This window comes from Variovorax sp. WDL1 (assembly GCF_001541225.1).
Taxonomy (GTDB): Bacteria; Pseudomonadota; Gammaproteobacteria; order Burkholderiales; family Burkholderiaceae_C; genus Variovorax.
This window is the reverse complement of the sequence record NZ_LMTS01000152.1, coordinates 1-443: the sequence shown is the minus strand read 5'-3', so window position 1 is coordinate 443 and position 443 is coordinate 1. Positions and strand designations below refer to the sequence as shown.

General features: G+C 69.3%; 1 protein-coding gene and 1 other annotated feature. The gene reads left to right on the top strand.

Translation table 11 applies throughout. The annotated features are described in order from the left end of the window. Positions 1-61 (top strand) — a sequence feature (AL1L pseudoknot). This feature is flagged as partial in the annotation. Beyond that, a partial coding sequence (locus APY03_RS20110; RefSeq protein WP_157103437.1) for an IS3 family transposase occupies positions 1-443 on the top strand: 443 nt, incomplete at both ends. Its footprint overlaps the feature before it by 61 nt.

Here is a 443-nt window from a genome sequence, read left to right as displayed (position 1 = left end):
CGACGAGCATCGCGCTCGTTGCGGGGTCGAGCCGATCTGCCGCGCGCTGCAGATCGCCCCGTCGGCATACCGGCGCCACGCGGCGCGCCAGCGCAACCCGGCGCTGCTGCCCGCGCGAGCCCAGCGTGATGCGAGCCTGCTGGTGCAGGTGCAGCGCGTGTACGACCAGAACCTGCGCGTCTATGGTGCAGACAAGGTCTGGCGGCAACTGCGGCGCGAAGGCGCGGCCGTGGCGCGATGCACCGTCGAGCGGCTGATGCGGCTCTGCGGGCTGAGCGGTGCGCGTCGTGGCAAAAAGGTGCGAACGACAGTACCGGACGTCAAGGCGGCATGTCCGCTCGACCGGGTGAACCGGCACTTCAAGGCTGACCGGCCGAACAAGCTGTGGGTGGCGGACTTCACTTACGTCTCGACCTGGCAGGGCTTCGTGTACGTGGCCTTCG